We start from the raw sequence: 11,519 nt of genomic DNA, 5'->3' as shown, positions 1-11,519 counted from the left end.
GGGGGTCTCGGGCACATCGACGACTTTGAAAATCGATGGACGCATGATCAGCCACGAGAATTCGTCTGCTTCAATTCCGTCATGACCGAACCGGTAGAGATCACAACGACACCACCCACCATTGGTGACACACTCCAAGTGCGACGCCTAGAGGGCGGCACCGCTACCGGGACCGTAGTCGAGGACTTCGCCGACTACTTGCTGACCGTCCCCGCCGCCGGCCGAGACTGGGCCATGCCCCATCGATGGGCCATCGCGTCGGAAGACGGAACGCTGATCTTCGCCGACGACGCCGACATCATCGAGCACCACAAATCCGAACCGTCGACGACAGCACCGACAACACCGAACGACATCAGCGACAAGACCTGACCGGTGGACATCTACTCAATTCTGGTTGCCTCGGTCATCGGGTCCGCGGCCGTACTAAGCATTGCCATACCAGTCCTGCTGGCCATGACGATCATCGACATCACGCGGGCGCTGCGAAACCGCACCAAAGGTTCCCCAGGCCAACACCCGGCGTCAGCACGAAGTGCAGCCAACTTCTGACACTGACAAACGTCATCGACACTACTGATCCTCGCGTTGATCGCCCTCGCTGGTGGGAAGTCGATTCACGTCGCGATCACCGTAGGAATCACCCCATTTCCACACGCCACTGAGTGCATCGCGAACTTCGCTACCGCCCCGACGACGGCGTAGGCGCGTGGTACGCATGGCGTACTCACGGAGTCGATCACGGACATCGTCGTCCAGGTCTGGGCCACTGGGCAGATTCAAGGCCCACCACAACCGGCGCCGATACTCCGCACCCGAAATCCCGAACGCCACGAAGATGTCTTCGTCATCGGCACCTCCATAGGGTTCCCAGCGCACCGCGAACCCCACAAAAGTCTCTGCCGACCGCTCTTCCGTCATACCGATGATTCTGGTCGACGTATCGACCCGTCCGCACATCGGCCGCCCACCCCCACCACAGCCTTGAACACCCCGACCTGTGGTGCCGATTGTGCAGTTCACTTCTGCACTCAGAATGTCAGAAGACGACTGCAATCACGGGTAAAACCCCAGCAAATCGTGCAGCCTACTTCTGAAACTGACACGATCTGTCAGTTTCAGAAGTCAGCTGCACTTGTTCAGAAGTGGGTGTCATACAGCCACTGTTAAAGGTAGACCTGTAGTCCGTCTCGAGCAGTCGCGGTCTTCCTACACGAAATGCGAACGTTCCCCTTTCGCCCGCGGCGGTGAACCTTCCCATTCATCACCCTCGCATCGATGATTTATACCCCTAGGGGTACTTGCATACCCCCCTAGGTATATGCAACAGTAGGTACACCCCGCCAGGAAGGATTGCCATGTGCTACCCCGTCGCATGCCCGACATGCGGTAAGACCACCTGGGCCGGCTGCGGGCGCCACATCGACAGCGTCATGAAGAATGTCCCACGGCCGCAGCAGTGCACCTGCTCGTCGAGCGAGGCACCCGATCCAGCTAGGCGCACCGGCTTTTTTCACTCCCTGTTTCATCGCTGACACCTCACCTTTAAGTCTTCGAGGAAGCTTTTGGGCCTTCGTGGCCTTGTCATATACCCCCACCCGTATTTAGGAGAATGCTATGTCCGTTCCCGCTACCGCGGCGGCTACCGACCGACACGACCGTGACCGGCCACCTGCACCTGGCGCACTCGGCCGCCTGGGGAGCGCGATGGTCACGCGTCGCCGCTGGGTGTTCGGTATCTGGCTGATCACCCTAATCGCCCTTGGATCAGCTGCACCAACGGTGTTTTCGTCGTTGGCCGGGGCCGGCTGGCAGGCCAACGGATCCGAATCCGTCCAGGTACGCGAACTCGCCCAGCAGCATTTCGGCGGCAACTCCTCTGCAGCAGTGCAGGTCGTCGTTCACTCCGACACCGCCTCGATCGACGACCCGGCGATGCAGCAGACACTCACCGACGTCGCGGCTGTGTTCGACAGCGACACCCGCTTCGGCGAGATCGTCGCCCCCCAGCCGGGCATGACCATCAGCCCCGACCGTCACACCGGCATCCTCATCGCCGGCGCAGACGCGAGTACCGACGACATGGTCAAAGCCGTCGACGAGGTCAAAGGCGAGCTGACCGCACTGTCCGGTGACGGCATCGAGGTCTACCCCACCGGGTCGTCAGCACTGTGGTCGGACTTCAACAAAGCCAACCACGACGCGATGATCCAGGCCGAATTGTTCTCCTGGCCGGTCACTTTGGCGATCATGGTGCTCGCGTTCGGCTCTCTCGTCGCCGCGGGTCTGCCGCTGCTACTCACCGTCGCCGGCCTGGTCGCATCCGCAGGCGGACTTGTTCTGCTCAACGGCGTCACGCCGATCTCGGTGTGGGCGATGAACTTCGCGATGATGTTCGCCCTCGCCCTCGGAATCGACTACGCCCTGTTCATCGTCGCCAGGTTCCGCGACGCACTGCGCAACGCCGATCCACGGGCTGCGGTCGCCGAAACCATGGACACCGCAGGCAAGGCCGTGGTCCTGTCCGGTCTGACGGTCCTGGTGAGCCTCTCGGCCGTCCTGCTCGTTCCCGCACCGGCGGTGCGCACCATGGCCGTGGGCATCATGCTCGCTGTCACGTTCGTGCTGATTGCCACCATGACCCTGCTCCCCGCAACCCTGGGTGCACTCGGCTCCAAGGTCAACGCCGCATCCTTGCCCTACGCCAAGCGTCAGCAGCACCGCTCCCCGAAATTCGCAGCCTGGGGTGAACTGCTGCACAAGCACCCCTGGCCGTTCGCTCTGGTGTCCGTGGGCATCCTCATCGCGCTGGCTCTTCCGGTCCTCGGACTGAAAGTGGCAATGCCCTCGATCTCTGTAGTGCCCGAGGACGCACCGGTTCGCCAGGGCTACGAGCTCGTCCAGGCCCAGTTCGGTGACGGCGCGCCCGGCGCACTGCAGATCGTCGTGCCAGCGTCGGATGCGGCCGCGACCGCCACCGCAGCCACTACCGTCGACGGAATCTCGATGGTCACCCCGCCTCAACCTGCGTCCGATGGCTCGAACTATTCACTGCTGCAAGCACTTCCCACCGTGGACCCTTCGGACGAGAGAATGGGCGCCATCCTCGGTGACCTGCGCGCACAGCTGCCGGAGTCGGCGTTGGTCGGCGGTGCGCCGGCGGAGAACCTCGATCTGCAGCAAGCACTGAACGACTACCTACCGCTGGTGATCGGCATCATTTTGGCGCTCGGTTTCATCCTGCTGCTCGTTGCGCTCCAAGCACCGCTGATCGCGATCCTCGGCACCGCCGTCAGTCTGCTCTCGACCGCGGCAGCGTTCGGGGTCGCGAAGCTGATCTTCCAGGACGGGCACGGTGCGTCACTGCTCGGCTTCACCCCGCAAGGCTTCCTCGACGGCTGGGGTCCGGTGTTCTTCTTCGCGATGATCTTCGCCATCGCCATGGACTACACCGTGTTTTTGCTCGCCACCGCGAAAGAGCACTACGAGAAGACCGGGGACCCGAAGGCAGCTCAGGTCGACGGGCTCGCGCACTCCGGCCGGGTCATCTTCGCCGCCGCCGCGGTGATGGTCGCCGTGTTCTTCACCTTCGCACTGTCCGATCCGCTCCCACCGAAAGAGATGGGCATCATTCTCGGTGTCGCGGTACTGCTCGATGCCTTCCTGATCAGGCTGATCCTGCTGCCGGTCTTGCTGCGTCTGACCGGTCACGCCGCATGGTGGTCACCGGCTTGGCTGCGCAAGGTGCTGCCGTCGATCAGCTTCTCTCACTGACACCCTCACCACACCGAACGGAGCACTGATGATCGATCCGAACACAACCCACTCGGCGGCATTCACAGGATGGCCGATCGAACGTATCGTCCCCGCCCTTGCTGCCGGTGTCACCGCCACCGGTCTGGCACTCGGCGAATTACACGCACCGCAGTGGCGACTACTGAGCGCGTTCGCTGCCGCGAACCTCGCCCTCTACGCAGCGGTCGGCTGGTGTCCGGCGAGCGCACTCCTCAGCCGGGTCGGCGTGCCGAGTATTCGTCGGCCCCTGAACGGGTAGACCTACATCACCGCAGTTTGATAATCGAAAGGAATTTCCCTCATGAACATCGCACTCTCGACCACCCTGACCGACACCGACTTCGCCACCGCAGTCGACTCCGTCAAAGCAGCCCTGTCCGATCAGAGATTCGGTGTTCTCACCGAAATCGACATGCAGGCCACGTTGAAGGCCAAACTCGACGAGGACATGGAGCAGTATCTGATCCTCGGTGCCTGCAATCCCACCCTCGCGCACCGCGCCGTCGGAGTCATGCGCCAGATCGGGTTGCTGCTGCCGTGCAATGTCGTCGTCCGCGCCGACACGAGCGCACCCGGATCGATCATCGTCGAAGCCATGAACCCCGACATCATGGTACAAGCGACAGGCGAACCAGCACTCTCCGACGTCGCCGCCGAGGCCACCACCAAGCTCCAGGCCGCTATCGACGCACTCGGTGGCCAGGACACAGCACACAGCTGATGACCCTGACGCTGGCCCTGGTTCTCGGCGTCGCCGTCGGCATCCTGCTCGGTCTCCTCGGCGGCGGTGGGTCGATCGTCGCCGTCCCGGTTCTGGTCTACGCCCTCGACCTGCCCCTGGCGGAGGCGATACCGACCTCGTTGCTGGTGATCGGTGTCGCCTCGGCGACCGGGGCCATCCCCAAGGTGCGGGCGAAGCTCGTCGAGTGGCGACTGGCGGCGATCTTCGCGGCCACCGGTATCGTCGGCACCCTGGTCGGCAGCGCCCTGGGAAGACATCTGCCCGAGGCCGCCGTGATGATCGGCTTCGCGATCGTCATGATCATCGCCGGGGCGCGGATGCTGGGAAGCACCGACGATGTCGGAACTGCCTGCAAAACAGGGAATTCCGGGATCGACTGGCGGCGGTGCGCACCACGGTCCATCCCGACCGGGTTCGGCGTCGGAGTCCTCACCGGACTGTTCGGCGTCGGCGGAGGATTCCTGATCATCCCCGCACTCGTGCTGCTGTTGGGAATCGAGATGAGTGTCGCCGTCGGAACATCGCTGGTGGTCATCGTCGCCAACTCCGCCGCCGGACTGATCGCTCAGGCCGACGGGCTCGGCGGGAACTGGCCGCTGACAGCCGCGTTCGCCGGTGCGGCGATCGCAGGCTCGCTGGTCGCCGGGCGACCGAGCACACGCATCGACACCGACAAGCTGCGCACGTGGTTCGCCTACCTGGTGTTCGCCGTCGCAGGCTACGTACTTGTCGACACACTCTTTCTTTCATGACCGGACGCACACACCGACCCGATGCCCCCAGGGGTAATCTGGAACGACTACCACCCTCACACCATCAGGAGATCGCAATGGTCGGCGACGAAGACAGCATCGCATTGGTACTCAACCGTCTGCGCCGCGCACACGGCCAGCTCGCCGGAGTGATCGGCATGATCGAGAACGGACGCGACTGCAAAGACGTCGTCACCTAACTCGCCGCAGTGTCCCGCGCCCTCGACAAAGCCGGCTTCAAGATCGTCGCCACCGGCCTCCGCGAATGCATGACCGGCGAGACCGCCGACAACAAAGAACCCATGACCGAAGCGGAACTGGAAAAACTCTTCCTCGCACTGGCCTGAACGACACATTTCACGTCAGAAACGAGGCCGACCCGACAACACCGTAGGAGTACCCCATGAGCACGACCGATCCAGATATCGCCATCATCGAAACCTCGAGCCTGGGCGACCGCAGTTACCTGGTCAGCCACGACGGCATCGCCGTTGTGATCGATCCCCAACGTGACATCGACCGCGTCCTGGCATTGGCAGCGGAGAAGAACGCCACCATCACCCACGTACTCGAAACCCACATCCACAACGACTACGTCACCGGCGGCCTCGAACTCGCACGCGCCACCGGAGCCGAATACGTTGTGCCCGAGGGTGACCCGGTCGAATTCGAGCGACGGGCAGTGGGGGACGGCGATGTCGTCGACGCGGGATCGGCGACGTTTCAGGTCATGCACACCCCGGGCCATACACATCATCACGTCAGCTACGTACTGCAACTCGGAGACGAACCGATCGCGATCTTCACCGGCGGCTCGATGCTCTACGGATCCACCGGCCGCACCGACCTACTCGGCTCCGAACACACCGACGAGCTCACCCATGCCCAGTTCCACTCGGTCCGTCGAATCGCCGCCGAACTCCCCGCCGACGTCGAGGTCTACCCCACCCACGGATTCGGTAGCTTCTGCTCCGCGACCCCCACCAGCGGCGACTCGTCGACCATCGGTGAACAGCAACAGTCCAATCCCGCGCTGACCCAGGACGAACAAACCTACGTCGACGAGTTGATCGCAGGACTGTCGGCCTACCCCGCGTACTACGCCCACATGGGCGTCATCAACACCGAAGGCCCCGCACCGATCGACCTGTCCACCCCAGAACCCGTCGACCCCGACGAACTACGCCGCCGCATCGACGACGGACAATGGGTCGTCGACCTCCGCGCACGCACCGCCTTCGCTGCCGGACATCTCGACGGTTCCCTCGGCTTCGAGCTGTCGACGACATTCGTCACCTACCTCGGCTGGCTCTACCAGTGGGGTGCGCCGCTGACCTTGATCGGCGACACATCCGATCAAATCGACGAGGCCACAAGGGAGTTGGCACGTATCGGCATCGACCACCCCTCCGGCTCCGCTGTCGGAGAGATTCATTCGCTCGCCAGCGACGGGCGCGTACGGTCCTACGAAGTGTCCGACTTCGCCGGACTCGCCGCAGAGGACTCGGACATTGCAGTGCTCGACACCCGTCAACAGTCCGAATACGCGGACGGCCACATCCCCGGTGCGATCAACATTCCCCTCCACGAACTGCCGCACCGACTCGCAGAAGTTCCCGACGGCAAAGTGTGGGTGCACTGCGCCTCCGGCTATCGCGCCTCGATCGCGGCCTCACTACTCGACCGGGAACATCGCAGCGTGGTGCTCATCGACGACGACTACAACCGCGCAACAGATCTCGGACTCGACACCTCGAAGACATGACGAAATGCTTCGACGACCGAACGCGACGAGACAGGCGTACCCCCAGGGGGTATATGTTGGTATCATCGGCCGCATGCACTCAGTGAATCGGCACGGTCGACGGGGCACAGCTCCGACGGCAGCTTTACTGATTGCACTGACGGTGTTCGGTGTCCTGTTGATGCATTCGGTGACACCGATGTCGATGCCCGTGACCGGCTCGATGTCCACATCGATGAGCGGCGGCCATGCCTCGTTCGCAGCACCGTCCCACACGGACGCCACGGTTCCGGTGATGACCGGGGAACATGACTGCCCGTCGGGGCACCAGATGATGCATCCCTGCGTCGGCACGACGGTGTCGTGGCCCGCGCTGACGGTCCCGGCGATGAGCGCAGCCCTCGACCTGGCGCCGACATCGGTGAACCGGATCATTGGACGGGCCGACTCCACGCTTGAGCGTGCGCCGCCGTGGACGTTATGGGAGTTGGACAGATCGGTGACCTTGCCAGTGTGACAGGGAGCCCGGCAGACGCGTGTCTGTCGGCGGATCGAACGACATCCAATTCTCTGCACTACCCACTCTTGCAAGGAGTTTCCTCATGCGTACCAAAGTCATTGCCTCGATCGCTGCTGCCGCCGCGAGCGCGTTCCTCGTCGTCGGCTGTAGCGACAACGCGGCCGATTCGTCGATGGACGGCCATGCGATGGGATCGATGTCCTCGGCACCGATGTCCTCGGCCCAAGCAAGCGCGTCCGCAGAGTTCAACGATGCCGACGTGATGTTCGCGCAGATGATGTACCCGCATCACGCCCAAGCAGTCGAGATGGCCGACATGGCGAACGGCCGCACCGACAACCCGGAGGTGCTGTCGCTGGCATCGGCGATCGCCGCCGCGCAACAGCCCGAGATGGACCAGATGACCACCTGGCTCACCGAGTGGGGCCAGCCCATGCCCGACATGGACAGGGGTGACATGGGTGACATGGGTGACATGGGCGGGATGGACCACAGCTCCGGCAGCGGCATGATGACCGCTCAGGACATGGACGCGTTGATGGCAGCGTCGGGACCGGAATTCGACCGCCAGTGGTTGACGATGATGATCGCCCACCACACCGGCGCCATCGAGATGGCCAACACCGAAATCGCAGACGGTTCCAATCCTGACGCCCTGGAGATGGCCCGCACCATCGTCGCCACCCAGCAGCAGGAAATCGACACCATGCAGCGGCTGCTCGGCTGACCCGGCCCGCTATAGACAACGATGGCCGCATCCTCTCCGGCGGAGAAGGTGCGGCCATCAACGTTCCACAATTGTCAGGGCTGCGTTCCCGGTACGAGATCAGCTCTCACAGTGACGGTGTGCGCTGCGACGGAGGGTTGGAACTCCCCTCGTTCACCGCTCCGGTGATGGTGTCGGGTGTGAGGTCGAGTCGACGCAGTAATTGTGCGTTCGCAGCGACGATGATCGTCGACAGCGACATCAGGATCGCGCCGATCGACATCGGCAGCACGAACCCGACCGGCGCGAGCACTCCTGCCGCGAGCGGAACCGAGATGAGGTTGTATCCCGCTGCCCACCAGAGGTTTTGCTTCATCTTTCGGTACGAGGCGCGCGAGAGTTCGATCACCGACAACACCGACCTCGGGTCGTCGCTGGCGAGGATCACTCCGGCCGATGCGATTGCGACGTCGGTGCCGGCCCCGATCGCGATACCGACATCGGCCTGCGCCAGAGCCGGGGCGTCGTTGACTCCGTCGCCGACCATCGCCACCGTACGGCCTTCGCTCTGGAGTTCAGCGACGTTGTGCGACTTGTCTTCCGGTTTCACCCCGGCGAAGTAGCGGTCCACACCGAGCTCGGTGGCGACGGACTTCGCGACGGCGTCGGCATCACCGGTGATCATCACGACCGCGATTCCTCGCGCGTGCAGCGCGTCTACCGCAGTGCGTGACTCGGACCGGATCTCATCGGCGAGCGCGAGGGCACCGATCACGGCCCCGTCGGCGAGGACGTGCAGGATGATCGCCCCGTCCCCGCGCCACCGGTCGGCGACAGCGAGTTCGGATCCGTGTTCCTGCTCGAGCAGTGCCGGCCCGCCGACCTGGATCCGGACGCCGTCGACGTCGGCTGCGACCCCGACGGCGGGGGACGACTGAAAGCCGGCTGCAGCCGGGACCGTCAGGTTCCGCGCGCGTGCGGCCTCGACGATGGCACGGGCGAGTGGATGTTCGGAATCTGCTTCTGCGGCAGCGGCCAGCGCGAGAACGTTGTCGGCGGTGCGCCCGCCGGTCACCTCGACTGCGGTGACGGTGGGTTCACCCTTGGTGAGGGTCCCGGTCTTGTCGAACAGCACGGTGTCCACCGTGCGCATGGTTTCGAGTGCGAGCCGGTCCTTGACCAGAACACCGCCGCGGGCGGCGCGTTCGGTGGCGATGGAGACCACCAGCGGAATCGCCAGTCCGAGTGCGTGCGGGCAGGCGATGACCAGCACGGTGATGGTGCGGATGACGGCGTCGTCGGGCATCCCGACCAGAGTCCACACCGCAGCGGTGATGATCGCGGCACCGAGAGCGAACCAGAACAGCCAGCCAGCGGCGGTGTCCGCGATGCGCTGAGCGCGCGAGGTCGAGTTCTGGGCGTCGGCGACCAAGCGGCCGATGCCGGCGAGGGCGGTGTCCTCCCCTACTGCAGTGACCTGGACGCGCAGACCTGAGTCGGTGGCGACAGTGCCGGCGACGACTTGATCGCCGTCGCTGCGGCGGACGGTGCGTGATTCCCCGGTGATCATCGATTCGTCCATGCTCGCCGATCCGGAGACGATGGTGCCGTCCGCCGGTACGCGGCCGCCGGGGCGGACGACAACGACATCACCGAGCTGCAGCTCGGACGGGGGCACCGGCACCACATCGTCGCCCTCGACGCGTTCGGCGACATCCGGGAGCAACGCCGCCAACGAGTCCAGAGCGGAGGTGGTCTGGGCGAGTGATCTCATCTCGATCCAGTGCCCGAGCAGCATGATCACGATCAGCAGGGCCAGTTCCCACCAGAAGTCGAGCTGATGATCGAGCAGGCCGAGGCTCGCTCCCATCGACGCAATGAATGCGACGGTAATCGCCAGGGCGATGAGCAGCATCATTCCCGGTGCACGGGAACGGATTTCGCTGACTGCTCCGGAGAGGAACGGAGACCCGCCCCAGGCGTACATCACCGTTCCGAACACCGGAGAGACCCAGGCAATCCACGCTGCGTCGGGCAATGAGTAGCCGAGGAGCATCGCGAACATGTTCGAGGCAACGATCACCGGAACGGCAAGGACCAGCATGACCCAGAACAGGCGACGAAACATACCGACGTGATCACCGTGACCGGTGTGCCCGCCGTGCTCTGCGTTGTGCCCGCCGGTGTCGTGGTCCGACTGCGGAGTCGCCTTCTCTGCCCCGTCCGTGTGCATTTCGGGTCCTTCTTCATGCCCGCTGTGCTGCAGTCTGTTCGGCGGATCCGTCCGCGCGGAGTCGACGTCGGAGTGTGTGTGATCGTTCATCGTGCAGTCCTCTCATCCATCGAGTTCGATATCCATTCATCCCATGAACTCGTGGGTTCTGGTTCGGCTGTGCATTCGGCGTCGAGGGCGACAATGATCTGCGCCTGGACGAGCGCGGCTGCACTGGTGACCGTGAATGTCCCTGCCGCCGCCGATAACGCGACAGTGTCCATTCCGATCACGGCGTTGACGTCGTTGCGGACCGACGGCTCACAGTGGCCGTACATCAATACCGGCGTAACTGACAGTGCGTGATGATCATGCGTAGCTTTCGACATCTCGGACAACATATACCCCATAGGGGTATATGTTGATCAAGTCGAACCATACCCCTTCCTGATCCCATTGGGAAGAACCGTCAGGGTGTTGTCAACGCGTGAGCGCCAGTCGGCTGGCCACCAGGTGCACCCGCGGTCGCTGTCATGCTCACGGACGGGCATGGATGTCGATACCGATTCGGTCAAGGGGCGCATGCATCCGCGGCACAGCTGAGCCTTACAGCGACGGGCGTACCTGCACACGCGCGTGGATCATCGGCGTTCGCTGCGATTTCCGTTACGAGTCTTCTCACCGACTGGAGGCAGGGCAGGGCGAATTACGCCGTGTCACGGCGCGCATGGCGAGCCCGCGTGTCGACTCTCGAAGATCGCGGAACTGCTCGTTCGGTCGATCGCTGACGCCGCAGATCGGACGGTGGAGCGATACTGTCTCGTTCACCATGGGGCTGCGGCGCCGCCGATGTAGCGTTGAGTAAGTCGTAGATGGGTGTATCACTCACGTTCGGTTCCACTTTCGATCTGATCGTTTCGGTGCGCCTTCGAACGCGCCGACAGTTGCCGCTCACCGGCCCCGGGCGAGCCCTGCCCTACCGGCCAGCCGGCGCGCACCGACATATCCAGTCCGCAAACTCGGTCACATGCGGTGAAAATGCCTGCCC

11 protein-coding genes and 1 pseudogene are annotated in these 11,519 nt (G+C 63.7%); 9 read left to right on the top strand and 3 right to left on the bottom strand.

Annotation, left to right across the window (positions count from 1 at the left end):
• Window positions 1–81: 81 nt before the first annotated feature.
• Window positions 82–372: a hypothetical protein gene (locus J1M86_RS20400; protein WP_068051213.1), complete on the top strand. Its 291-nt coding sequence runs from the start codon at window positions 82–84 to the stop codon at window positions 370–372.
• A gap of 201 nt (window positions 373–573) precedes the next feature.
• Here J1M86_RS20400 and J1M86_RS20395 read toward each other — a convergent pair whose 3' ends face one another.
• Complete coding sequence (locus J1M86_RS20395; protein ID WP_094642614.1) at window positions 574–921, bottom strand: hypothetical protein; 348 nt, start codon at window positions 919–921, stop codon at window positions 574–576.
• Window positions 922–1,707: 786 nt separating this feature from the next.
• Here J1M86_RS20395 and J1M86_RS20390 point away from each other — a divergent pair.
• The 8 genes and pseudogenes from J1M86_RS20390 (at window position 1,708) to J1M86_RS20355 (ending at window position 8,280) form a co-directional block, all read left to right on the top strand.
• Window positions 1,708–3,774: an MMPL family transporter gene (locus J1M86_RS20390; protein WP_241256896.1), complete on the top strand. Its 2,067-nt coding sequence runs from the start codon at window positions 1,708–1,710 to the stop codon at window positions 3,772–3,774.
• 28 nt (window positions 3,775–3,802) lie between these two features.
• Entirely contained in the window at window positions 3,803–4,054 is a 252-nt protein-coding gene (locus tag J1M86_RS20385; RefSeq protein WP_094639406.1) for a YgaP-like transmembrane domain, read from the top strand.
• Window positions 4,055–4,096: 42 nt separating this feature from the next.
• Window positions 4,097–4,516 carry a DUF302 domain-containing protein gene (locus tag J1M86_RS20380; protein WP_206489953.1) on the top strand — a complete coding sequence of 140 codons (420 nt, stop codon included), beginning with the start codon at window positions 4,097–4,099 and terminating at the stop codon, window positions 4,514–4,516.
• Entirely contained in the window at window positions 4,516–5,289 is a 774-nt protein-coding gene (locus J1M86_RS20375; RefSeq protein WP_206489954.1) for a sulfite exporter TauE/SafE family protein, read from the top strand. The genes J1M86_RS20380 and J1M86_RS20375 overlap by 1 nt, the downstream gene beginning before the upstream one ends.
• 77 nt (window positions 5,290–5,366) lie before the next feature.
• Window positions 5,367–5,636 (top strand): annotated as a pseudogene (locus tag J1M86_RS20370) (metal-sensitive transcriptional regulator).
• 56 nt (window positions 5,637–5,692) lie between these two features.
• Window positions 5,693–7,054, top strand: coding sequence for a rhodanese-like domain-containing protein (locus J1M86_RS20365; RefSeq protein WP_094639403.1), 1,362 nt, complete (start codon window positions 5,693–5,695; stop codon window positions 7,052–7,054).
• A gap of 73 nt (window positions 7,055–7,127) precedes the next feature.
• Window positions 7,128–7,550, top strand: coding sequence for a DUF6153 family protein (locus J1M86_RS20360; RefSeq protein WP_206489955.1), 423 nt, complete (start codon window positions 7,128–7,130; stop codon window positions 7,548–7,550).
• An 85-nt stretch (window positions 7,551–7,635) separates the two neighbouring features.
• Window positions 7,636–8,280, top strand: coding sequence for a DUF305 domain-containing protein (locus J1M86_RS20355; RefSeq protein WP_008720034.1), 645 nt, complete (start codon window positions 7,636–7,638; stop codon window positions 8,278–8,280).
• Between the two features lie 106 nt (window positions 8,281–8,386).
• Here the strand turns inward: J1M86_RS20355 and J1M86_RS20350 are convergent, their stop codons facing one another.
• Window positions 8,387–10,492 carry a heavy metal translocating P-type ATPase gene (locus tag J1M86_RS20350; RefSeq protein ID WP_230593579.1) on the bottom strand — a complete coding sequence of 702 codons (2,106 nt, stop codon included), beginning with the start codon at window positions 10,490–10,492 and terminating at the stop codon, window positions 8,387–8,389.
• Window positions 10,493–10,578: 86 nt separating this feature from the next.
• Window positions 10,579–10,860 (bottom strand): hypothetical protein, encoded by a 282-nt coding sequence (locus J1M86_RS20345; protein WP_068051046.1) that lies wholly within the window; start codon window positions 10,858–10,860, stop codon window positions 10,579–10,581.
• Window positions 10,861–11,519: the final 659 nt, after the last annotated feature.

Origin of the sequence: Rhodococcus sp. KRD197 (genome assembly GCF_017168235.1) — a bacterium.
In the GTDB taxonomy this organism is placed as follows: Bacteria; Actinomycetota; Actinomycetes; order Mycobacteriales; family Mycobacteriaceae; genus Rhodococcoides.
The sequence above is the reverse complement of the archived record's forward strand: the minus strand, read 5'-3'. Positions and strand labels throughout refer to the sequence as shown.